General features: G+C 72.7%; 17 protein-coding genes and 1 pseudogene. 10 read left to right on the forward strand and 8 right to left on the reverse strand.

Annotated elements, in window-relative coordinates:
• Both VIW71_RS14760 and VIW71_RS14765 read left to right on the forward strand, forming a co-directional pair.
• On the forward strand, positions 1 to 1,612 hold a 1,612-nt coding region (locus VIW71_RS14760; RefSeq protein WP_331622701.1), incomplete at its 5' end, for an NACHT domain-containing protein.
• Between the two features lie 179 nt (positions 1,613 to 1,791).
• Entirely contained in the window at positions 1,792 to 2,205 is a 414-nt protein-coding gene (locus tag VIW71_RS14765) for a cupin domain-containing protein (protein ID WP_331622702.1), read from the forward strand.
• A gap of 217 nt (positions 2,206 to 2,422) precedes the next feature.
• Here VIW71_RS14765 and VIW71_RS14770 read toward each other — a convergent pair whose 3' ends face one another.
• Positions 2,423 to 3,694, reverse strand: a complete 1,272-nt coding sequence (locus tag VIW71_RS14770) for an XRE family transcriptional regulator (RefSeq protein ID WP_331622704.1) — start codon at positions 3,692 to 3,694, stop codon at positions 2,423 to 2,425.
• Between the two features lie 269 nt (positions 3,695 to 3,963).
• Between VIW71_RS14770 and VIW71_RS14775 the strand changes: the two genes are divergently transcribed.
• The 3 genes from VIW71_RS14775 to VIW71_RS14785 all read left to right on the forward strand — a co-directional run bounded on the left by VIW71_RS14775 (position 3,964) and on the right by VIW71_RS14785 (position 5,956).
• Positions 3,964 to 4,311: an ATP-binding protein gene (locus VIW71_RS14775; protein ID WP_331622706.1), complete on the forward strand. Its 348-nt coding sequence runs from the start codon at positions 3,964 to 3,966 to the stop codon at positions 4,309 to 4,311.
• Positions 4,312 to 4,418: 107 nt separating this feature from the next.
• Complete coding sequence (locus VIW71_RS14780; RefSeq protein ID WP_331622707.1) at positions 4,419 to 4,772, forward strand: hypothetical protein; 354 nt, start codon at positions 4,419 to 4,421, stop codon at positions 4,770 to 4,772.
• Positions 4,769 to 5,956 carry an rRNA adenine N-6-methyltransferase family protein gene (locus VIW71_RS14785; RefSeq protein WP_331622708.1) on the forward strand — a complete coding sequence of 396 codons (1,188 nt, stop codon included), beginning with the start codon at positions 4,769 to 4,771 and terminating at the stop codon, positions 5,954 to 5,956. The genes VIW71_RS14780 and VIW71_RS14785 overlap by 4 nt, the downstream gene beginning before the upstream one ends.
• 141 nt (positions 5,957 to 6,097) lie before the next feature.
• Here the strand turns inward: VIW71_RS14785 and VIW71_RS14790 are convergent, their stop codons facing one another.
• The 5 genes from VIW71_RS14790 to VIW71_RS14810 form a co-directional block, all read right to left on the reverse strand.
• Positions 6,098 to 8,251: an AAA family ATPase gene (locus tag VIW71_RS14790; RefSeq protein ID WP_414720749.1), complete on the reverse strand. Its 2,154-nt coding sequence runs from the start codon at positions 8,249 to 8,251 to the stop codon at positions 6,098 to 6,100.
• Positions 8,252 to 8,439: 188 nt separating this feature from the next.
• Complete coding sequence (locus tag VIW71_RS14795) at positions 8,440 to 9,177, reverse strand: DUF4255 domain-containing protein (RefSeq protein WP_331622709.1); 738 nt, start codon at positions 9,175 to 9,177, stop codon at positions 8,440 to 8,442.
• 4 nt (positions 9,178 to 9,181) lie between these two features.
• On the reverse strand, positions 9,182 to 10,861 hold the full coding sequence (locus VIW71_RS14800; protein ID WP_331622735.1) for a DUF11 domain-containing protein: 1,680 nt from the start codon (positions 10,859 to 10,861) through the stop codon (positions 9,182 to 9,184).
• A complete protein-coding gene (locus VIW71_RS14805) occupies positions 10,861 to 12,057 on the reverse strand; it encodes a TolB family protein (protein WP_331622710.1) in 1,197 nt (398 codons plus the stop codon). Before VIW71_RS14805 ends, VIW71_RS14800 begins: the two co-directional genes overlap by 1 nt.
• Before the next feature lie 1,064 nt (positions 12,058 to 13,121).
• On the reverse strand, positions 13,122 to 13,769 hold the full coding sequence (locus VIW71_RS14810; RefSeq protein WP_331622711.1) for a helix-turn-helix transcriptional regulator: 648 nt from the start codon (positions 13,767 to 13,769) through the stop codon (positions 13,122 to 13,124).
• Positions 13,770 to 14,028: 259 nt separating this feature from the next.
• On the opposite strand from VIW71_RS14810, the gene VIW71_RS14815 reads away from it, so the two are divergent.
• The 3 genes from VIW71_RS14815 to VIW71_RS14825 all read left to right on the forward strand — a co-directional run bounded on the left by VIW71_RS14815 (position 14,029) and on the right by VIW71_RS14825 (position 18,713).
• Positions 14,029 to 15,393: a hypothetical protein gene (locus VIW71_RS14815; RefSeq protein ID WP_331622712.1), complete on the forward strand. Its 1,365-nt coding sequence runs from the start codon at positions 14,029 to 14,031 to the stop codon at positions 15,391 to 15,393.
• 368 nt (positions 15,394 to 15,761) lie between these two features.
• Positions 15,762 to 17,513: a TIGR03767 family metallophosphoesterase gene (locus VIW71_RS14820; RefSeq protein WP_331622713.1), complete on the forward strand. Its 1,752-nt coding sequence runs from the start codon at positions 15,762 to 15,764 to the stop codon at positions 17,511 to 17,513.
• An 87-nt stretch (positions 17,514 to 17,600) separates the two neighbouring features.
• Positions 17,601 to 18,713: an endo-1,4-beta-xylanase gene (locus VIW71_RS14825; RefSeq protein ID WP_331622714.1), complete on the forward strand. Its 1,113-nt coding sequence runs from the start codon at positions 17,601 to 17,603 to the stop codon at positions 18,711 to 18,713.
• A 97-nt stretch (positions 18,714 to 18,810) separates the two neighbouring features.
• On the opposite strand, the gene VIW71_RS14830 is transcribed toward VIW71_RS14825, so the two are convergent.
• Positions 18,811 to 19,344 carry a GNAT family N-acetyltransferase gene (locus VIW71_RS14830; protein ID WP_331622715.1) on the reverse strand — a complete coding sequence of 178 codons (534 nt, stop codon included), beginning with the start codon at positions 19,342 to 19,344 and terminating at the stop codon, positions 18,811 to 18,813.
• 64 nt (positions 19,345 to 19,408) lie between these two features.
• Positions 19,409 to 19,768: pseudogene (locus VIW71_RS14835) on the reverse strand (ATP/GTP-binding protein); the annotation flags it as partial.
• A gap of 214 nt (positions 19,769 to 19,982) precedes the next feature.
• Between VIW71_RS14835 and VIW71_RS14840 the strand changes: the two are divergent.
• Entirely contained in the window at positions 19,983 to 20,273 is a 291-nt protein-coding gene (locus VIW71_RS14840; protein ID WP_331622717.1) for a hypothetical protein, read from the forward strand.
• A gap of 366 nt (positions 20,274 to 20,639) precedes the next feature.
• The gene (locus VIW71_RS14845; protein ID WP_331622718.1) at positions 20,640 to 22,463 is read left to right on the forward strand and encodes a helix-hairpin-helix domain-containing protein; all 1,824 of its coding nucleotides are present in this window, start codon (positions 20,640 to 20,642) and stop codon (positions 22,461 to 22,463) included.
• Positions 22,464 to 22,471 lie beyond the last annotated feature (8 nt).

Below are 22,471 nucleotides of genomic sequence, written 5' to 3' on the forward strand. Positions count from 1 at the left end.
CCTCAACGATCTGGCCCCCACCGACCCCGTGCCGGTCCGATTGTCCCTCGCCAACTGGGACACTTCGCAACCGCTGCAAGCGTGGCTTGCCGAACAAATCAGCGAACGATTCAGCGAACGGGGCATCTCCATGACCGACGCCCGCGCCCTGATCGAACACAACCGGGTGTTGCCTGTCCTGGACGGCCTCGACGAAATGGACGCCACCGGGACGCCCGTTGCCCGCCGCCGCGCCGCCCGCGCCGTGGAGCGGCTCAACGCCTACCAGAATGCCCTGGGCAGTGCCCCTCTGGTGCTGACCTGTCGCACTGCCCAGTACGGGGAGTTGGCTGCGGCGGACGTGCGCATGCGCGAGGCCGCGCGCATCGAGATCGAACCCGTCGACAACGTCCGGGCCATCGCCTACCTCAACGTCCGCATCACCAACCCCGACCGCTGGAGGCCGGTGTTGGCCACTCTGGTGAGCAACCACGGCGGTCCTCTGGCCCGTTCTCTGGACACGCCCTGGCGGCTCAACCTGGCAGCCACCGTGTACGAGGAGCGCGACCCCGGCACCCTTGCCTATCTGCGCGATCCGGCCGACCTGTGCGCTCTGGCCTCCCCGAGGGCCGTCCGCGACCACCTCCTGGAACGCTATCTGCCGGCCGCCGTCAGTCAGCATCCCGCCCGCCCCAACCGCTACACCGCGCGCCAAACCCAGAAATGGCTCGCCCAACTCGCAACCCACCTGGCCAGAACCACACCCGCCGCCGGCACCGACCTGGTGCTGCACCAGCTGTGGCCGATGGCCGGCCCGAAACGTGTCCGCACCGCGGACACCCTCCCTGTCGCCCTCCTCATCCTCACCTACCTCTATCTTCTTGCGCGCTACATCCGCACCAGCGGGTCCACTCTTCACGAACTGGCGGGCGCCATGCCCCCCGTCCTGGTCGGGATCCTGGCCCTGTGGCGGGCCCGCAGCGCTTCCGTCCCCCCGCCGAGAACAGGCCAGCTCCACCGATTACGCAGCCCGGGCAGAGACCTCCAGCTCGGCCAGACGACGGTGTTCGGGCTGGCCATCGGGGTGGCGACCGGGCTGATGGGCGGGCTGACGGGCGGACTGGTCTTCGGGCTGACGTGGGGGCTGGCGGGCGGGCTGACGGCCGCGGTGACGCTCGGGCTGACCGGTCCCGCGGCAGACACCGCCCCGCGAAGCGGCTTCACCCCACCCACCGACCCTCGCCACCCCATCAGAGACGATCTCCTGTTCGGGCTCACGTTCGTGCTGGTGTTCGCCGTGACAGCCGTGCTGATCGTGGAGTTCACGGGACCGACAGGCGGGCCGACGAGCCGGTTGGGGGTGGGGCTGGCGGGCGGGCTGACCGGCGGGGCGTCACTGGGTATGTACCTTCTTGGCGGTGCCGGCCGCCGGTATGTGTCATTCCTGTGCTGTTCCCGGGGCCGTCTCCCGTGGAGACTCGGCGCGTTCCTCCACTGGGCCTACGGTGCGGGGCTGCTGCGGGTTTCCGGCATGGCCTACCAGTTCCGCCATCGAGAACTCCAGGACTGGCTCGTCAGCCACTCCCCAGCCGTGACGACACACGGTCCCGTGGAGGACCGCCGAGGCCCATAGCTTGCGTGCAGGAGACAGCAGAACTGATCCCTTGGACTCGCGGCGCCCCATGAGTGCCGCCCGCCCTGGTCACACTCGACCCGGGGCGGGATCCCCTACGAGCCCAGGTTAGGTTAACCTAACCCGAGCTCGCCGAATGGTGGGCGATACACACATTTGCAGGCGAAAGGAGCGGGCTCATGGGGCATGTCCTGGGCGAGCGGTCCGACGTGATCGGCCGACGTGATGAAGACGCCGACGACCTGAGCTACGACCGACCCGAGGCGTCGGGGACCATGGCCGATCGCTTCACGCTCGCGACCAGTGGCCCGAGCGAATTCGTCTTCCAGGAGATCACCCTGGCCCCCGGCCAGTCCACCGGCTGGCACTACCACCCCGGCGAGGTGCTCGTGGTCGTCCGCAGCGGCGCACTGACCCGGTATGAGGCTGAGGGGACCTGCTCCGTGCACACCGCCGGCCAGGCGTTCATGGAGAGAGCCGGAGCGATGAACATACATATGGGACGCAACCGAGGAACCACTCCGGTGACCCTGTGCCTGATGTACATCAAGCCCGTCGACAGCCCTCTGTCCATTGCCTGCGCGCCGCACTGACGTCTGGGCGTTGGCGTACCCGTATCCGACCGGCACTTCGCCGTCGTAGCCGATCACGGCCGTCCAGCCCGGTTCGCTGCCGTGCCGGTCGAGTCGTTCACTGAACGCTTCGATGCGGTGCTTCGGGTGGTGCAGGCGGTCGGTCGGTGATTCAGCCGGCGGTTGAGGCCGTTTGCCGAACCGGCTGCGGGTACGGGCGCAGAATGGCGTTCCCCGGTCACGTTCGAGCCCTCATCGTTTCGTGAAGATGGGCGTCCCAAGAACGGGCGACCCTGCTGCCGGGAGCGACGCGGTGAATGTCGGCGCCGAGGGAACGGAGGGCGAGCAATGCCCGCGGGTAGCCGACGGCTTCCGCGCGCGGGATGCTCATCGCCGTGGCGACGGCGGACTCCACGTCGCCCTGGCCGAGTTGCGCCTGTGCGAGGTGTGCTGCGACCAGGGTGCGGTCCCGGCGCATGAAGGGGCTCAGCAGCGCCAGGCTGCGATGGGCATGGGCTTCGGCCTGCTCGTAGTGGCCGAGGCTGAGGCGCGCGGAGAGGGCCAGTTCCTCGATCTCCGCTCCGCTGCGTACGGCCGCCAGCCACAGCGGACGAGCCTCGTCTTCCGAGGCGCGGTCGAGAGCCTGCCAGGCGAGGTCAAGAGTCCGCCCTACCTCGGCGGCATCGCCTGTCGTACCGAGGATCGCCGCTTGCCGGGCGTGGCCGAGCGCGGCGAAAACCGGATCCCTTCGGGTGATTCCGGTGCGCCGGGCGACGTTGTTGGCGGAGAGGGCGTCGGCCGGACGGTTCAGATGCCGGTAGAGGGTCCCGGCGTGCGACCAGATCCGGAACTGGATGGCCTGGTCGCCGGACATGGCAGCGAGGCTCGACGCGCGGTCCAGATGCTGCTGAGCTGCCTCGAAACGACGACCGTCGATGGCGGCCCACATGGCGGACGAGGTGAACGCGGCGGCACAACCGTACAGGCGGTTACGGATGCGTTGGCTGATGGTTCCGCGTTCTTGCAGCGCGACGGCTTCCTTCGCCATGGCGAGCGCGCTGTGCTCGGTAGCCGGACGACCGCCGTCGCGCTGATCGGCGGTGATGAGTTCGGTGAAGCGGCCGTTCAGACGATCGATGTCGCTGCTGCCGACGCGGTTGCGGACGGGCGGCGTTGTCATGGTGGCCGTCGCTGCGGCTGCGCTGGTGATGAATGTGCGGCGACGCATGGGGTCCTCTTCCGTGTGCGAGGCGAGACTGCCTGATCCTGGGCGTGCCCGGGAAATGAAGCCGAGTTGGACGGAGCTGCGCTCGAACACCGCTTCCAGCGCGCGGCGTTGGCGTTCCTGAGGCCACGTGACCCTGGCCGCTACCCATTGGCGCACGACTCGGTCGCACACTCGGCCTTCCTTGCCGGTGAGGCGGTGGATCTCCACGTTGACGAGTTCGGCCAACTCGGCTTGTGTGAGCTGCTTCTCCGCCATGGCCTGCTCCAAGGCGACGTTTCTCATGGACCTCACCGTAAGGAGAAAGTGACGCTCCGCACAGGGCGCAGGTAAAGGGTGAGCAAAGTGATCCGGTTTCGAGGCGTGCTCCGGAGAAGCCGTTGCTCCTGTGCGCCACCGCCGGCGGCGGATTCCATGGAACCACCAAGACTCCGCACGACGAATGGAGAGCGGCGGTGCCGACCAACGTCCAGCCACCCCGCAGCCCGGCCCACACCGCCTCGCGAGGTTCAGAAGACCTGCGGGTGAGGCGATGGGCACACGACCCCCGGTGCGTGGGCGAAGCGCGGACCGACTTGCGGTCGACGCTCGCCCGTTGGGAGCTCAGCCGACTCAGCGACGAGGCGGAACTCGTCCTGTCCGAACTCATGGCGAACGCGCTGCGGCACGCCCGCGTGCCGCAGCGCTCCCGGATCGAGACACGCTACGTGCGCGGCGAGCGCGCCGTCCGCATCGAGGTCCACGACGCCAGTGACGTCCTGCCGCAGGTACGGAACCCGGTGGCGGACGACGAAGGCGGCCGAGGTCTGGCGTTCGTGGACGCCCTCACAGCCGGCCGCTGGGGCGTCGCCCCCAGCGGCGACGGAGGCAAGGCCGTATGGGCAGTCGTCGGAGACGGCTGAGCAGTCAGGTCCACGACGGGCGCGCGCAGCACCCTTCTCACCGCCCGCAGGTTGACCACACCGCGGCCGAACGACCACCACCGCACACCGAGAGAGCGCACTCACGCATGCCCACCTCCACCCCCGGCCGCCCTGCTGTCTGCGGAGAACGCGGCTACCTGCTCAGCGACCTGATACCGGCCGTCCTGACTCACAACGTCGCCGGTGCCGCCGAACCCGGAGACGTCGAGCAGGACTTGCGCTGCACCCTCGAAGCGCACACCACCGGGGACCACCACTCCCTGGTGATGGAACTACCCGGCCCCGACACCGGCGCGGTCTGGACCCGCTGGACCCGTGGCCACTACCCGACCACCGTCACCGCCCTCCTCGACTGTCCCTCCACCGACCCCGACACCGCCGAGCCGTGCTGCGAGTTCGCCGGCCACCCCGGCGCCCACTCGTACGAGCACCGCAAGTGACGAGCCGCACTGATCAGGGTGAGCGACCGGGCCGTACGGAACTGGGGCGCTTCCTCCTGGAGAACGGCTTCCTGACCACCGACTGGGCGCCGGCCTTCGCAGCCGTGCCGCGGACGGCGTTCCTCCCGGACGTCATGTGGCCGCACGACAGGGAGACCGGGACGGCCGTCGCGGTGTCCAAGGCGGAGGACCCCGACTCCTGGTACGCCTACGCGGACTCCAACGTTCCGATCGTCACCCAATGGGACGACGGGCACCACAGCGGGACCGAACCGGGCACCGTGTTCACGTCCTCCTCGTCCATGCCGAGCGTGGTGTTCTCCATGCTCGCGGACCTCGATGTCCGACCGGGTCAGCGAGTGCTGGAGATCGGAGCAGGCACGGGGTGGAACGCCGGCCTCCTCGCCCACCGACTCGGCGCCGGGAACGTGGTGTCCGTGGAAGTCGACCCCGATCTGGCCCGATCCGCAAGGGAAGCACTGCGACGCTCCGGGTACGGCGCGGTCGAAGTCGTCACAGGAGATGGCCTCCTGGGCTATCCGCCGCGGGCACCGTACGCCCGCGTGATAGCCACGGCCGGTCTGCGCACGGGCCTGATGACCTGGGTGCGGCAGACCACGCCGGGCGGAATCCTTCTCGCCCCCTGGGGCACGTACTACGGCTATGCCGAAGCCACCGTCCGTCTGGTGGTCGCCGACGACCACAACAGCGCGTCCGGTCACTTCACCAGGCCGGTCACCTTCATGCGGATGCGATCACAGCGGCTTCAGCACCCGGAACACAGCCAGTACGTACCCGCGCGTGGGACTGGCGGCGCAGACAAGTCCACCACAACGATCACGGAAGCGGAGTTCCTGACCGGCAGTCTCGATGTCGTGGGATTCGCCATCGGCCTGCGCGTGCGGAACTGCACGCACATCGCGGACCGGAAGCACGACGGCAAGCGCCCGGTGTGGTTCTACGGCCTGACCGACAGGTCCTGGGCCGTCGTGATCTTCCAGGACGACCGGGAGGAGGCCACCGTCTACCAATCGGGACCCCGGCGCCTGTGGGACGAGGTGGAATCCGCCTACCGGTGGTGGGACAGCCAAGGACGCCCCGACGTCCAGCGATTCGGCCTCACCGTGTCCGCAGAGGGGCAAGCCCCGTGGCTGGACACGCCCTCCAACATCGTCGCCCGCTGACTCTCCATGGCCGGGCCGGGTACGGAACCGGTGCGGACCCGTAGCCCCCACCCGCCCGCCGTCCCGCAGGCCGACGCGCCGTCGCAGGGACGGGCACCCGGCGCCCCGCCCACGGAAAACCGTCCCGAACCCGCCCCGCGCTCACCGCGTCAGCGCCAGGTACGGCCCGAACTCGCTCTCCAGGCAGAGCCGCCCCAGCTTGCGGTACTCGCGCGCGACCGCCGAGACCAGGTCGGCCATGGAGACAGGGCGCCCCGCGTCCGCCGCGAGGTAGGCCGCCGTCACCGCCGCGGAGCGGATGTCGCCGCCGGCGAGTTCGAAGGAGCGGGCGCAGAAGGCGAGGTCGAGGTCGGAGCCGCGGGGGACGGCAGGGCCGAGGCAGCGGTCCCACAGGGCTTCGCGCTGAGGGGCCTCGGGGAGCGGGAAGTCGACCACGAGGTCGAGGCGGCGGGTGAACGCCTCGTCGAGGTTGGCCCGGAGGTTCGTGGCGAGGACGGCAAGGCCGTCGAAGCTCTCCATCCGCTGGAGGAGGTACGCGCTCTCGACGTTGGCGTACCGGTCGTGCGCGTCCTTGACCTCGGAGCGTTTGCCGAAGACCGCGTCGGCCTCGTCGAAGAGGAGCACCGCGTTGACGCCCGCCGCCTCCGTGAAGATGCGTTCGAGGTTCTTCTCGGTCTCGCCGACGTACTTGTCGACCACCGTGGCCAGGTCCACGGTGTACAGGTCCAGGCCGAGCTCACCCGCGATGACCTCCGCCGACATCGTCTTGCCGGTGCCGGAGTCGCCGGCGAAGAGAGCCATGACGCCACGGCCCCGCCCCCCGCCGGGCCGCATGTTCCAGTCGCCGAGCACGCGGTCGCGGTGCCGGGCGCGGGCGGCCAGTTCGTGGAGCCGGCCGAGGACAGCGGGCGGGAGGATGAGGTCCGGCCAGCCGACGCCGGGCTCGATACGGCGGGCGAGGCGTTCCAGCCCGGAGGTGTTCTGGGCGCGGGCTCCGTGCAGCAGGTGGGCGTCGGTGAGCGGGCCGCCGGACAGCAGCGCCTGCTGGTGGGCGGTACGGGCGGCGCGTTCGACCTGCTCGGGGGTGAGGAGGAAGGCCGCGGCGGCGTCATGCCGTACGCCGTCCAGGCCGTCCGCCGCGGAAGGAGCCGTACGGATCAGCGCCGCCCGCCACAGCGCGGACCGCTCGTCCGCGCCGATACGTTCCGCCTGCGCGAGCAGCGGAGCCCGGTCCGCCCACGCCGGGTCCCACGACGCCTTGCCCGCGAGGAGTACGGGCACGGGCAGCGAGGCCAGCGCGCGCAGCAGTTCGGGCCGGTCGGCGAGCGCTTCGACGGGCGCGGCGACCAGGCCGGCGCCGACGAGCGCGGCCTCCCGTCCCGCTACGGCGACGACGTCCGCCGGGTCGCCGCGCCGGGCCAGCCGCACGAGGTCCAGCCCGAACGCCCGCAACCCGGCGGCGGCCAGCGCGTCCACGGCGACCCCCCGTGCGGCGGCGCCCGGGGGCTCCCGCACGTACGCCAGCCCGACCCCGCCCCGCAGCCCCCGGGCCAGGCCCTCCACACGGTCGGCACCCGGCAGGGAGAAGGCCCCCCGAGCCGCAGCCTCACCCACCCCCGGACCGGTCGCCGCACCCCCCAGCGGGACCAGCACGTCCACCAGCGCCGGGTCCACCGCGTCGTCACCCAGCAGGTGCGCCGTCACCCGGTCCGGCACCCGCAACGCGCGGCTCAGCAGAGGCCGTTCGGGCTCCTCCACCACCACCAGGCCGCGCGAGACGAGGGGCGCGCTCGCGGTGAGGCGGGCGCGGGCGCCGGCGGAGGCGGCGGGGGCGCCGCACAACGCGAGAGCGAGGCCGACCGTGGGGCGGCGGCGGGTGACGTCGTCATTGAGGTAGCCGTACAACTGCTCGTAGCGGCGGTCGAGATCGGGTGCGAGCGCGACGAGCAGCAACTCCGTGTCGAGGGGCAGCAGGCCGAAGTCCCGTTCGAGCGCGGCCAGTCGCAGCCGGGCGCCGGTCCGTAGCGCCCGCTCGGCCCAGTCGTCGAGTTCGGCCCGCCGCCCGGGCGCCACCGGATCGGGCTCGGGTACGGTCGCCGGCTCGTCCAGCAGCCGTCGTACCGCCTCGTCGGAGAGGTAGATCCCCCGAAAGGGATCGTCCGGCTCCGGGTCCCCGGCCCGCCGCGCCTCCACCGCCCGCCGTACCCGCTCCTCGACGAGCGCGAGCCGGGCCATGAGGTACGCGAGCCCGGCGTCCGCGGGGTCGTCCGATACGGATACGGGGTCGCCGGCCACGGACAAGGCGTCGCCGACCACGGACAAGGCGTCGCCGGCCACGGACGAGGCGTCGCCGGCCACGGACGAGGCGTCGCCGGCGTCGGGTCCCGTTACGGGGTCCTCCCCCACCGACCCTTCCGCTACGGCCCCCCGTTGTGATGCGCGTTCCCCCGCCGCTCCCCTCTCCTCTCCCACCGGAACCCCCCTCATCGCCCTCTCCGCCGCCGCACCGGCACCGCACCGCCACCCGCCGCCGACGCGCCGCCCGTACCGGAACCGGAACCCGTACCGGACCCGGACCCCGTACCCGAAGGCGCCGCGCCACCGTCCTCCCCCTCCGCACCCGGCGGCGAAGCACCCGGCGCCGAAGCCCCCGGCGCATCCCCGAACCGCAGACTCAGGCCCTCCTCCACCGGCGGCCCCGCCGCGTACACCGGCGCGACCGTCACCGGCGCGCTCACCACCAGGTCGAGCGACGGCTTCAACTCGCCGCCGAGCGCTGTCCACACGTCGGCGAACGCCCGGTCCTCCGGGGGTGGCAGTGCCACCGTCAGCGGAATCGGGAGCCCGGTGCCCGACAGTTCCGGCCCCAGCCCGTCCGCCGCCAGCGCGTCGTGCCGCAGGAAGCAGCGCAGCAGCGAGGAGAGCAGCCGGTGTTCGTCCTCCGGGCGCTGGGTCCACGCGCTGATCAGGTAGGACAGTTTGAAGTAGCGCGGCGGGAGGGTGCGCGCCACGACCGTGCCCTGCTCGTCGTACACGTTGCGGCGGCCCCGCGAGCGGCGGCGCAGGTCCTCCCGGATGTCGTAGAGGTACAGGTTGACCGTGGGCGCGTTGCGGCGGGCCGCCCAGTCACGGGTGGGCGCGTCGAAGACGACGTCGATGTCCGGGCCGCCGACCTCCGCGCGTACCAGGTCGCGCAGCGCGTCGTCCACCTCGTGGATCACCGGCTCACCTGCGCCACGTGAAGTCGGAGGGCTGCAGCACCCCGGGTACGACCAGGTAGGCGGCGCGTACCGGTCCGAACCTCGCCACCGGCGCGCTGTCCGCGACCCGGAGGTCGCGCGGCCCGAGGGCGTCCTGCGTCAGGACCAGCACGGGCGCGCTGAACGTGCCGTCCCGGCCCACCCGTACCGGCGCCGTCGCGACCGTCACCCCGCGGTTCCAGGTCAGCCGCAGCACCGCCCCGGGCGGGAAGTCCCGGCCACGCGCCTGGGTGACCGCGCCGGGCGGGCCGACCTCCGGGGTGAGCCGCACCTCGGGGGCGCGGACGGTGAGCCGGGCGGTCGCCGTGTCGTTGGCGGTACTGGCGTCGGAGCCGGTGGTGCTGAGGTTGGCCGTGACGGTGCCGGTGAGCGCGCGCGGGGTGGTCAGCCTGAGGGTCACCTCCGACGACGCGCCCGGGTCGAGATCGCCCACCGGGCAGCCGGCCGTCGTGGCGCACGGCTCTCCGGCGGAAGCGGCGCCGGCCCTCACCCCCGGCGGAAGCACCACGGCGACCGTCAGCCCGGTGGCCTTCGCCCTGCCCGGGTTGCTGACCGTGACCGTCGCGGTGGTGCCCGCACCGCCGGTGTACGCGGTGCCGGGCGTGACGGCGATCGCGACCGCCGGGTCGGCGGGCACCCGGTGGACGACCGGTGGCCGTTCCCGTACGGTCAGCGGCGCCGTCGCGGTGTTGTTCGCCGGGTCCGCGTCGGCCGAAGCGGAGCTGACCGTGCCGACCGCGTTACCGCTCAGCGCGTGCGCCGCACTGACCGTACGCGTCACCGTCACCGTCGCACCCGGCGCCAGATCCCCCAACGCACACCCGGCAACCGGACACACCGGCACCGCCGACCCCACCGTCACCCCTGCGGGCACCGCAGGAACCAGCACCACACCCTTCGCCGCACCCTCACCCCGATTCGTCACCACGAACGTCACCGTCACCGGCTCACCCGCCAGCACACTCGACGGAACCACCGTCACGCTCACCGCCGGGTCGGCCGGCCGCGGTGGGGGGTCGCGGTCCGTGACGACGGCGGTGGCCGTGTTGTCCTGCGGCTGGTGGTCGATCAGGTCGCTGTCCGCGCTGCCGGTCACCGGATAGGCGCCGGGGGCGGTGGCCCGTACGGTGAGCGTCACGTCCGCGGCGCCGCCGACCGGGAGCGCGCCGAGGTCGCAGTGGAGCGCGGCGGTGCAGGTGCCCTGGGACGGCACCGGATCGCCGGCCGCCACCAGTCCCGCGGGCAGCGCGAGGTCGGTACGGGCGCCGGGCGCGCCCGCGATGCCGCCGTTGACGACATGCAGGGTGAGGTCGGCGGTGGCTCCGGTGAGGATCGGCGTGGTCGGGCCGGTCAGCGTCACCGCCAGGTCGGCGGTGGCCTGCCAGGTGGGCTCCTCCTCCGAATGGCCGAGCCTGCTGGGCAGGATCTCGCCGGAGCCGGTGGCCGGGTCGACCACGGCGATACGGCGGTCCCAGCCGTCGAAGCCGTCGACGACGACGTCGACGGCCAGCCGGGTACCGCCCGGCGACCAGGCCGCGTTGTCGGGGTGATCGGCGAGCGGGTCGGCCGGCGGGGGATCGATCTTCGTCGGGCAGCTCGCGCCGGACGGCAGTACGCTCCGGCAGCCGCTGCCGTCCGCGCGCATCAGCAGCACCGCGCTGTCCGGACCGCGGCTGCCGGAGGAGTCGGCGGAGCTGCGCCGGGTGAAGGCGATGCCGCTGCCCGCGGGGTCCCACGCCGGCCGCTGGTCCAGGACGCCGCAGTCCCTTCCGCACTGGACGGCGGTGAGGTCGGTCTGGGCGCTGATCGAGGCGACGGGGACGGTCCAGATGTGCCGGTTGAACGCGTCGGGGGCGATCCGGGGGGTGACGGTGCCGGGCGGGGTGGCGGACGGTGAGCTGGTCGCACGTGGGGCCGGTACCCGGCCGACGCGGATGATGGACGAGCAGTGCCGGTACCGGGAGAACGCCAGCGTGCTCCCGTCCGGCGACGGGCGATGACGGTGGGCGTGCCCCCGCCGGCCGCGGGCACCAGCACCAGCCGCTGCCTCTGGTCCTCGGGGTCCACCGTGACGTACGCGACGCGGTCCTCGCCGCCGGCCGGTTCCCAGGCGGGCCGGAACGCGAGCCGGCCGTCGGGGGAGAGCTGTACGGGGGTGCCGCCGGCCACGGGGAGGCGGTACAGCTTGGCGCCGTCCGTGTACACGAGTTGGGCGCCGTCGGGCGACCAGTCCGGAGCACCGCCGTGCTCGGCGATCCGCCGCAGGCCTGTGCCGTCGGTGCGGACGATCCACAGCGAGGAGGCGGTGTCGATGTCCGCGTGGACGGTGCGGTAGTCCGAGTCGTCGCAGCGGCTCTCCGAGTCGAGGGTGCCGCCGCCGTCCCGTCCGACCTCGAACGAGGCGAAGGCGATCCACTGCCGGTCGGGCGACAGCCTGGGGTCGGCCAGCCGCCAGCCGGGCCGCAGCAGTACGGGAGTGACCGGGCCGCCGCCCGTACGCCGGTAGATGCCCTCGCCGTCCCCGACGCGGTCGCTGATCCACACGACGTCGTCGCCGCGGGCCGAGGCCTGGCAGTCGTCGGCGGCTTCACCCTGGCCGAGCAGCGGCGTGAAGACCGTCGGGTCCGGCACCGTACCGCCGTCGCAGGTGCCGCCGCCGCACCCCGGCCCGGGGCCGTCCGAGAACGTCGGAGCCGCCATCACCTGCAGGCCGCGGTGCTCCCCGCTCCCGACGTACGCGATCCGCCCCGGGTCCGGCCCCGCGGGCGGCGTCGGATCGGCCGCCGCGACCCGCGTCCCCCAGGACACGGCCACCATGAGCGACGCGAGCAGGGCGATCACCGGTACGAGGGCAAGCCGCCGCGACACCCGGTGCCGCCCCGCGCGGCGTACGCGCGACGCGGACGCGTCACCGGAGCGGCGAGATCTGAGGACGGCCGGCGGGCGCGCCACCCGGCGCGAAGGGCTCGCGCCGCGTACCGGAGGCGTGACGGCACCGGCGCCGGCGGCGGCGATCCCGCCGGACCGACCGGCGTCGGCAGGTTGGACGGCGCGGTGCCGGGCGGACCGGACGCGGGCAGCGGTGCCGTCAGCGGACGGGACGTCGGGGGACCGGCCCTCGACGGCGGGCCGGACCGGCCGGACACCGGCAGCCGTACCGTCGGCGGACCGGACATCGCGGGGCCGACCGTCGGCAGACCGGTCGGCGTCACGCCGAACGCCGGCCGCGGGGTCACCGGCGTCCCGGCGCCGGGCGCCGCCGCTCCCGCCTCGCGCCGCAGGCCCTCGCCCCCATGGGTTGACCACACCTCGTCGCACCGCGTCACCCGGACCCTTCCCCCGGGCGCGACCGTCGTGCGGTGCGCCGGCGTCCGGACAGACCTCCTCAGTCACACCCTCGCGTCCGCGCGGGTCCGCCAGCAGCCGGAGACGGGCAGCGCTTCGGGAAGGCCGCCGTGCCCCAACGGGCAAGCGGTGCGCGGAAACCGGTGCGGGCCCCCGCGCACCTCGCGGCCGCCCCGCCGACGCACCGGGCAGGCACCCACCCCAGACCCGCCCGGCCACACACCTCCGCAGACGGCCCCGTCCACCGCGCAGCAAACGCCCGGGCAGCGGCCGGGCCCGCGCATCCGCCCGGCCACCCCACCAGCCACGGGCCCCGTCCACGCACCCGGCAAGCGTCCAGCCGCCCACGGCACCCGCCCAAGCCGCATGACCCGCGCCCACACAGCCACGCACGGCGCCGCACCCGAGCCCACACAGCCACGCCGCCGACCAAGCCCACCGACCACGCCCCCGGCAGAGGCCCGCGCCCGCGAACCCGCACACCTCGTCAGCCGACCGCCGCCGCGCCGGCAGCGCGCCCTGGTCCCCCGGGCCGGGCCGCCGGCCCGGCACTCACACCCTCAGATGAACCCCATCCGCATCGCGTACGCCACCGCGTGCGAGCGGTTGCGCAACTGCAGGCGGGTGGTGACGTCGTGCAGGATGTTCTTCACGGTCCGCTCCGAGAACGCCAGGGTGCGGGCGATCTCCGCGGTGTCCTTGCCGTCGGCGACCAGCCGCAGCACGTCGATCTCGCGCTGGGCGAGCCCGGTGAAGGCCAGCCCCCGCGGGTCGAGCACCTGCCGCTGGAGCCGACCCACCTGATCGAGCAGCCGGCCGAGCAGATCGGCGGGGACGCTGCCCTCGCCGCGCGCCACCGCGGTGATCGTGTCGGCGAGCCGCTGCGCCGACGCCTCGGCGCGCCGTACCACGCCGACCACGCCGCACTCGACCGCCGCCACCAACCCCGTGTCGTCCAGTTCGGTGGCGACCAGCACCGTACGGCCCTCGCCGCCGCGCTGCAGGCGCCGCAGCACCTGGAGTTCGGACTCGCCGACCCGGTCGGCGGCGAACACCGCGACGACCTTCTCGCCCTCCTCGCCGTCCGTCAGCAGCCGCAGTTCGTGGCGGGTCCGGAGCTGCCCGGCCAGTCCCGCCTGGGTGATCGGGTCCTGCGCGGTCAGCCGGACCGGAATCCGTTCCGTACCGCTTCCCCCCTGATAGTGCATGGCGCGTTCCCCCTTCGTGCTCCCCCTGGGCCTGTCGCGCGGATCATCCACACCGCGGGCCCTGGCCCGCGCGGCCGTCGCGGCCGGCCGGGCCGTACTCCGGGGACCCCGAACCCCGGGCCCCCATCCCGTTTCGGCTCCAGTGAACACCCGGGCAGTCAGCAGGCGCTCAACATGGACTCAACGGGCAACGCACCCTGCCCTCGGAGGTGTCCGTACGGGGCCGGTACGACGTACGTACGGTCTCTACCGTCCTGCCATGACCACATCCGCTCATCTGGACGCGGCCCCGGTCCCGGTGCTCCCGGGCGAGGAGGCCAGGATCACCCTGGAGCTGCGCAACAACGGCTCCCTGGTCGAGGCGTACGGCTTCGAGGTCGTGGGGCCCGCCGCCGGGTGGACCCAGGTCGAGCCCGTCACGATCTCGCTCTACCCGGACACCGCCGGTCAGGTCACGCTGATCGCGCGCCCGCCGCGCGACTCGACGGTGCCGCCGGGCGACCTCGCGTTCGGCGTCCGCGTGCTGCCGCGGGAGCAGCCGGAGACCGCCACCGTGCCCGAGGGCGTGCTGCGTGTGCTCCCGTACGCGCAGGTGTCCGCCGAGCTGGCGCCGCAGATGGCACAGGGGCGCGGGCGGGCCCGCTACCGGATCGCCGTCGACAACCGCGGCAACCACCCGGTGGCCGTCACCCTCACCGGCGCCGACCGGTCGCAGGCGCTGCGGTTCGGGCTGCCGTCCGCGCCGACCGTGGTGGGGCCGGGCCGGGCGGCGTTCGTCCAGATGCCGGTACGGCCCCGGCGGCGGCTGTGGCGCGGGGTGGCCGTCCCGCACTCCTTCCAGGTGACCGCCGTACCGGGCGTGGACCCGCGGGGCCGGGCCGAGGAGGCGTCGTCGGTCGAAGGGCTGCTGGAGCCGGACGGTAACCCGGCCGAGCTGACCGCCCCCGCCGAACCCGTCGTCCTGGACGGCACGTACGTCCAGCAGCCGGTCCTCGGCAGCGGGCTGCTGCGGGCCGCCGTGGCGGTGCTGGCCCTCGCGGGTGTGCTGGTCGGCATCTGGTATGGGCTGCTGCGTCCGGCGGTGCGCAGCGCCGCGAAGGCCGCGGTGGAGGAGCCGGTGGCCGCGGCGGCGAGCCAGGCGGCGCGGGCCAACCAGCAGGCGGAGGCCGCGAACAGCGCCGCGCAGGGCGCCGCGGACGCGGCCAGGTCGGTGGGCGCCACCCCGCCGCCGGTCCCGGTCGAGCCGGGCCAGGGCCCGGTGGCCCCGGCGGGCGCCCAGCTCTTCTCCAAGCGGCTCAGCGCGACCGCCACGGCGGGCGGTACGGACTCGGGCACGTACACCGTGCCGGCCGGCAAGACCATGCGGCTGACCGACCTGGTGCTGGAGAACCCGCAGGGCGACTCGGGCGTCGTCACCATCGCGGTCGGCGGCAGGACGCTGCTCGCCCCGGCCCTGGAGAACTTCCGCGAGCAGGACTTCCACTGGGCCTCGGCGATCCTCGTCCCCGAACGGCAGAAGGTCAGCCTCACGGTCTCCTGCGGCGCCCCCGGCACCCCGCCGGGCCCGGGCCCGGCGCCGACCACATGTGCGTCGGCGGCGCTGATCAGCGGGACGCTGGAGTAGCGGCCGGCGGACTCGGTCACGGGGCCGTGGTCCTCCCCGGCGCCCCCGGGCATCGGGGAGGACGTCCTCCACGGTGCACGTCGTCCGTCCGTCCCGTCGTGGGCCATCCTGCCCCGCGACCACGCGTTCGGACCGCCGGGGCGGCGTGCTACGCATCCCGTACATTCCGCCGCGCCCCGCCCCGGTCGTCGGTGATCCGCCTTTCGGGGCGTGTTCACGCCGCGGCCAACCGGCGTCCCCACCCTGGCGGCCCCCTGCTACCGGCTGGTAGTACACGGGTGTGCGCCGACGGTGACGAGCCGTCGACCCCTGCCCCACGGCCACCCGACCACCCCGCCCGCCCCACCCGACCGTCAGGAGACCTCGGAATGCGTGCACGCAGCAGGCGTCAGTTCCTCTCCGGAGCCTCGGCCGTGGCCGCCGCCGCGGCGCTGGCCCTGACGGACGGCCGGTACGCCTCCGCCGCCGACCGGGACCGCGCCCTGGCCGCGACCGCCGCCCGCGCGGTACGGGTCGAGGGCACGACGCTGGAGCAGGTGGCGACGCCGGCCGGCGGCGGGCTGTACCGGCGGCTGGCGTCGGGCCCGGGCTGGCCGCTCGCCGTCCGTACCGAACTGGCGGGGGCCGCACCCGGACGGGACACGCGGCGTACCGCGCTCGCCTCCTTCGTACAGTTCACGGACCTGCACCTGGCGGACGCCGAGTCCCCGGCGCGCTTCGAGTACCTGGCCCGTTTCACCGACTCCGCGCACCGTCCGCACGAGGCGCTGACCGTACGCGGCGCGTCGTCGCTGGTGGAACGGATCAACGCGCTGCCCGGCGGGCCGTACACCGGCAGCCCGTTCTCGCTGGTCATGGCGACCGGCGACAACACCGACAACCACGAGCAGGCCGAGCTGGAGTGGTACCTGTCGGTGATGAGCGGCGGCCGGATCACGCCGGCCACGGGGGACCTGTCGCGGTACGAGGGGGTGCAGAACTCCGGTTCCGCCGCGTACTGGCAGCCCGAGTCGTCGTTCCAGGACGACTACAAGGCCGCCGGCTTCCCGCAGATCCCCGGTCTCCTGTCGGCCGCCGGCCGCCCCTTCACCGCCCCCGGCCTGCGCACTCCCTGGTACACCACAGCCGGCAACCACGACGACAGCATCGAGGGCACGCTGCCCGACCTCGGCCTGCTGTCCTCGCTCTACACCGGCGACCGCAAGCTGGAAGGCGTCGACGACGCGACCGCCGCGAAGCTGGCCGACGCCATCCGCCACGACCCGGCCACCGCCGTCCTGCTGCTCACCCAACTCCTCACCAGCGGTGGCCCGGTCCGCCATGTCACCCCCGACCCGCGCCGCGCGCCCTTCACCCCGCAGCAGTTCGCGCAGGCCCACCTGGACCCCGCGTACACCGGTCCCGGCCCGATCGGGCACGGCTTCACCCCGGCGGCGGCCGCCGGCGGCACCCTCCACTACACCTTCCCGGTCGCCCCGGGTGTCCTGGGCATCAGCCTCGACACCACCAACCGGGCCGGAGGGGCGGACGGCTCGCTGGGCACCGCCCAACTGCGCTGGCTGGAATCGGTCCTGCAGTCGTACAGCACCCGCTGGTACGACGCCGACGGCCACCTGGTCCGCCGCGGCTCCACCGACCAGCTCGTCGTGGTCTTCAGCCACCACTCCAGCACCACCATGGACAACCTGCTCCCGGACCCGTACCACCTCTTCGAGGCCCGCCACGACGGCGCCGAGCTCGTCGCCCTCCTCCAGCGCTACCCCAACGTCCTTGCCTGGATCAACGGGCACACCCACGCCAACCGGATCACCCCGCACGGCCACCCGACCCCCGAACGCGCCTTCTGGGAGATCAACACCGCCTCCCACATCGACTTCCCCCAGCACGCCCGCGTCATCGAGCTCACCGACAACCACGACGGCACCCTGTCCCTCTTCACCACCCTCGTCGAATCGGCCGCCCCCTACACCACCGACTTCACCGACCCCTCCTCCGACGCCAACCTGGCCGCCCTCTACCGCGAGCTCTCCCTCAACGACCCCTACGCCACACCCGCCCAGAAGTCGGGCGGACCGGCGGACCACAACACCGAACTCCTGCTCACCCGCCCGACCGCCTGATCCCGGGACCCGCTGCGGCGAACCGGCCGCACGCCGAGACGGCCTGGAAGGATACGAGCGGTGTCTCGGAAAGGTGGTCAACGGGTCATGAAGCTCCGCCTGTCAGCCGTACGGCGGGTGGCCGTACGCACGGGCGCCGCCGCCCTCACGGCGGTCGTGGCCGCGGACGCCTCCGCGAGTGGCGACACCGACACCTTCTGTGCACCGGCCGCCGCGCGGACGTTGAAGATCGGGACGGCGGTGCACGCGGGGGCGCTGACCAGCGAGAGCGGATACCAGGACAGGGTCAGGTACGGGTTCGGCAGCGTCACGCCGGAGAACGCGATGAAGTGGGCGCTCGTCGAACCGCGGCGGAACACGTACGACTGGACGTCCGCCGACGCCGTGGTCGACTTCGCCACCGCCCACAACGAGTCCGTGCGCGGTCACACGCTGGTCTGGGGCAAGTCGCTGCCGGGGTGGCTCACGGACGGTGTCGCCCAGGGCACCATCGGGGACGCGCAGCTCAAGGCGATCCTCCAGTCGCACATCACCACCCTGATGAAGCGTTACGCGGGTCGCGTCGGCGTGTGGGACGTGGTCAACGAGGCGCTGGCCGAGGACGGCACGGTCGACACGGGCAACTTCTGGTACCGGCACCTGGGCGAGGCCTACATAGCCGACGCGTTCACCTGGGCGCACGCGGCCGACCCCGCGGCGAAGCTCTACCTCAACGACTTCGACACCGAGCCGGTCAACTCCAAGAGCGACGGCCTCTACACGCTGGTCAAGAAGTTGCGTGCGGCCGGCGTACCCATCGACGGCGTCGGCTTCCAGACGCACGTCACCACCGACAACACCCTGCACACCCTCCGGGCCAACCTGCGCCGCTTCGCCGACCTCGGCCTGGACGTGGCGATCACCGAACTCGACGTACGGATGCCGCTGCCGCCGACGGACGCCCTGCTCACCACCCAGGCGGACATCTACGCCACGGCCACCGAGGCCTGTCTCGCTGTGAGCCGTTGCGTGTCCCTCACCGTCTGGGGCTTCAGCGACGCGTACTCCTGGGTGCCGGCCGCACTGCCCGGCTGGGGCGCCGCCGACCTCCTCGACCAGGGCCTGCGACCCAAGCCCGCGTACGCCGCCGTCCACGCCGCCCTCGACGACTGCGGCTTCACCACCACCACCACCGCAGCCGCCCGCCACTCCGCCCGCTGACCCGCCGTACCCGCCGCCCCGCCGCCCCCCCAACCCCCGGCACCCGGCACCGGTAGTGCACCGGCGACCGCACCGCCGCCGAGCGAATGCGGTCGGTTCAAGCGTGGAACTCGGTGAGATCGATGGTGTGAACACGCAGCGGATGTCCGTACACCGGATGCGTCGTCTCGCGTTCCGGCACCATGCCGAGCTTCCGCATCACGTTCTCCGAGGCGTCATTGCCCACCGAGCTGATGCTGATGACGCGATCGAGACCACGATCCTGGACGGCGAACTCCAGCGCGGCATGGGCGGCTTCAGACGCGTAGCCCTGTCCCCAGTACTGCCGGCCGAGCCGCCAGCCGATCTCCACGGCAGGCAGCACCTCCGGCAGGAACCGGGGGACGGACAGACCCGCGAAGCCGGCCAGCTCGCCCGAGGCCAGCAGCTCGACGGCGAAGAGACCGAAGCCCTCCTCGTCCCACTCCTCCTCCCACCGCTCGATATCCTCCGCCGTCTGCTCCAGATCACGGACAGAGCCATCTCTGATCCAGCGCATGACCTGCGGGTCCGCGTTGATCTCTGCCATAGGAACAAGGTCGTCGTCATGCCAGCGACGGAGGAGGAGGCGAGGGGTCTGGATCTCGGTCATGGCGCCCATCCTGCCGAGGACGAGGACCTCAGCGGTAATCGATAAGTGCGCCGCCGGGGACCTGGCTCTCCGGAGCGAGGTCGCACAGCACCCGAGCGGCATCCTCACGCGGCAGTACGCCGATGTGCTGCAACTCCGCCCCCGGCCACCAACGCGCCGCCGCCCGGCCGGTGGTGACGACGACGCTGCCACGCGGGCTGCTGCGCAACCAGCTGCCGTCCCGGAGTACGGCGGGGTCGCCGGCGTTGTCGAGGACCAGCAGCCAGGGATCGGCGGAACGCTCGAGGTGCTCCCGCACCAGGTCGGCAGCCGGGCGATACCCGTTGCGGGCGGCCGGCAACTGGCCGTCGTGGGCCCCGCGATCGGCGGCGACGGCCAGCATGCCGGCCCGCAGGCTCGCCCGGTCGGCGGCGTTGACCCACAGCCGAGCCATGGGCGCCGAGCCATGAGGCGGCCGAGCACGATACACCGTCCGCCGCGACTCGTCCGCGCCGCGTGACAGCTCCACGGCCCGAGCCCGGAGCCGTACGGCAGCCCACCCCACACCCATCGGGTGAGAACGCGCCAGGGCAGGCCTAAATCCGAGTCTGCGTTGATACACATCTTTGGCACGGAAAGATCACAACACGGAGGTTTCGATGCAACGTCGCCGCAAAACGGCGCTTCTTGGGGTATGTGTCAGCGTGCTGGCTCTCACCGGCGCGGGGAGCGCCAGCGCACTCGGCAACGAACACGCCGTAGACCGCCACGCCGCAAGCGCCAAGTACGTCATGGAGTCCGGCAGCGCCCACATTTCGCAGCCCGACCCCAGTTCACAGAACAGCAACTGCGGAATGCGGCAGTCCCAGGGACTGCTCGGAGCGATCGGAGTTGAGCTCGGCTCGGTCATTAACGTCCTCTCGTGCAACAACATCACTTACGTCGCCTGACCCCCGATGTCCGTGACGGCCGTCGGTTTCTCCGAGGGGCCGTCACGGTCGTCCGGGCGAATGGTGGACAGGCAGGGGTCCGGCTGTCGCGTCGGGCGGGCGCCGGGTTCCCCCGCTCCGGTCGGGGTGGTGCTGCTCGCAGGTACGGGAAAGCACTGGTCAGCCAGGGTTCGGCACGGCGACGGGTCTGGATCGCACGGACAGGCGCGGGGGCGCCCCCGTCGGCGAACAGGAACAGTTCTTGGTGATCACAGAGTGGCGACGCTCTGTGATCACCGGGGAGACCCGCGGCCTCCAGCTCTTCGCCAAGAGACCTCCGGTCCTCGGCCAGGACGACGGTGCGGGGACCGCCGTAAAATGGGATACGTGGTCCGGCCGAACGAAGAGGTCGAGGCGGTACTGCAGGAGTACGCGGACCTCGTAGCGATCACCGGAGGCGACGCGTTCAAGGCGCGGGCCTACGAGAAGGCGGCGCGGGCCATCGGCGGGTATCCGGAGGACGTGTCCCGGCTTGACGCGGAGGGGCTGCGGGGCATCCCGGGAGTGGGGAAGTCGATCGCGGAGAAGGTGGTCGAGTTCCTGCGGACCGGGGTCTTCGCGGCGGTGGAGGAGCGGCGGGCGAGGATTCCCGCCGGGGTGCGGGAACTGATCACGATTCCCACCCTCGGTCCGAAGAAGGCCATGGTGCTCTACGAGGACCTGCACATCGCGTCCGTCGACGAGCTGGCCGAGGCCATCCGGGCGGAGCGGTTGCGCGATCTGAAGGGGTTCGGGCCGAAGACCGAGGAGAACATCCTGCGGGGCATCGCGCTGATGCGGCAGGCCGGCGAACGGATCACCCTGGCGACGGCCATGGGCGTGGCCGAGGAGATCGTGGCCGAGCTGTCCCGGGTGACCGGCTGCGAGCAGTGCGGGTACGCCGGGTCGTTGCGCCGGATGCGGGAGACGATCGGCGACATCGACATCCTCGTGGCCGCGGACCGGTCGGACGCGTTCATGGACGCGCTCACCGAGCTGGCATCCACCGCCGAGGTGATCGCCCACGGCCCCAAGAAGACCTCGATCCGTACGGTGAAGGGCCTGCAGGTCGATCTGCGGGTGCTGGCGCCGGAGTCCTGGGGCGCGGGCCTGCAGTACTTCACCGGCTCCAAGGCGCACAACATCCGCACCCGCACGATCGCCGTACGGCACGGGCTCAAGCTGTCCGAGTACGGCCTGTTCGAGGTGGCGGGCGGGCCGACCGGCACGGGCGGATCAGCGGAAAGAAGCGGACCCGCGGGCACAGGCGGTCCGGCCGGCAGAGGAACGAGGCGCGGGACGGAGGCCGAGGGCCGGCTGGTCGCCTCACGCTCCGAGGAGGACGTGTACGCCAGGCTCGGCCTCCCCTGGATCCCGCCCGCGCTGCGCGAGGACCGCGGTGAGATCGAGGCGGGTCTGCGCGACGAGCTGCCCGTCCTGGTGTCCGAACGGGACGTCCGCGGCGACCTGCACACGCACACCGACCTGACCGACGGCCTCGCCCCGCTGGAGGAGATGGTGCGGGCCGCCGCCGAGCGCGGCTACGCCTACTACGCGGTCACCGACCACGCACCGGACCTCTTCATGGAGCAGATGACCGACGAGAAGGCGCTCGCCCAGCGCCGGCGGCTGCGGAAGCTGGACGGCAAGCACCGCGGGATGCGGCTGCTGCACGGCACCGAGCTCAACATCGGCCCGGAGGGCGAGGTGGACTGGCCGGCGGAGTTCCTGGCCGGTTTCGACATCTGCGTCGCCTCGGTCCATTCCCACTTCGGCCTGAGCCGGTCGGCGATGACCCGGCGGATCGTACGCGCCTGCGAGAACCCGTACGTGCAGGTGATCGGCCATCCGACCACCCGGCTGATCGGCCGGCGGCCGGGCGTGGACGCGGACTGGGACGAGGTGTTCGCCGCCTGCGCCAGGACCGGGACCGCGCTGGAGGTCAACGCCCAGCCCGACCGTCTCGACCTGAGCGACGAGGACATCCTGCGCGCCAAGGAGTACGGCGCCAGGTTCGCGGTCGACACCGACGCCCACGCGGTGCCGCACCTGGCGTATCTGCGCTACGGGATCGGTACGGCGCAACGCGGCTGGCTGACGGCGGAGGACGTGATCAACACCTGGCCGCTGGCACGGCTGCGGCGATTCCTCCGGAAGGGGCGACCCGCCTGACGCCGGGA

The sequence above is a fragment of the Streptomyces sp. genome, from assembly GCF_036524955.1.
Classification (GTDB): domain Bacteria; phylum Actinomycetota; class Actinomycetes; order Streptomycetales; family Streptomycetaceae; genus Actinacidiphila.